This window comes from Roseibium sp. FZY0029 (genome assembly GCF_036350355.1).
Classification (GTDB): domain Bacteria; phylum Pseudomonadota; class Alphaproteobacteria; order Rhizobiales; family Stappiaceae; genus Roseibium.
The window spans coordinates 1-786 of sequence record NZ_JAZDVZ010000020.1 but is presented as its reverse complement, the minus strand read 5'-3'; the positions used below and the strand labels follow the sequence as shown (position 1 = coordinate 786).

Genomic DNA, 786 nt, shown 5'->3' with positions numbered 1-786 from the left:
TCAACTTTGTCACGGCTGACGGCACCGCAGTTGCCGGGCAGGATTATGTGGCGCGCTCAGGGACAATTACTTTCCTGGCCGGCCAGACGATTACGTCTGTTGCAATAGATTTGATCGAAGACGGGGCCGTCGAAGCAACCGAAACATTCTCTTTGGTCGTCACACCTGTCGTTTCTATCGCGGATTCCGTTGACAATACTGGGACAAGCTCACTGCTTAATGACGATACGCCAATTAACGGCACCCCAGCAGCGGATATTCTAGTAGGAAGCGCGCTTTCCGAAACGATAAACGGTTTTGCGGGAAACGACATTATCAATGGTCGCGCTGGATCAGACATAATGAGCGGCGGCGCAGGAAATGACACTTACATTGTAGACAACATTGGCGACACAGTTATTGAGCAATTAGGTGAAGGAGCAGATCTTATTCGCACTTCGGTCGGTTATACACTATCTGCAAATGTAGAAGATGGAGAACTTCTCGGGTCTGCGTCAATTAATCTGGTTGGAAACGACCTGAATAACACACTTGTGGGTAATTCAGCTGCAAACGTTCTTCTCGGAGGATTAGGAAGCGACATCTTAAATGGCAGAGCCGGTGCAGATAATATGCGTGGGGGAGCTGGCAATGACACATATATTGTTGACAACGCAGGCGATGCTGTTTTTGAAGTTGCTGGGGGCGGAACTGACTTTGTTCGCACTGCGGTCAACAGAGTACTTTCAGCCAATGTCGAGAATGGCCAGCTTCTTGGCTCTGGCAACCTTTACCTGGCGGGCAATG

At 49.6% G+C, this 786-nt stretch carries 1 protein-coding gene; it reads left to right on the top strand.

The window, feature by feature from the left end:
* On the top strand, positions 1-786 hold a 786-nt coding region (locus V1T76_RS28910; RefSeq protein ID WP_330564130.1), incomplete at both ends, for a Calx-beta domain-containing protein.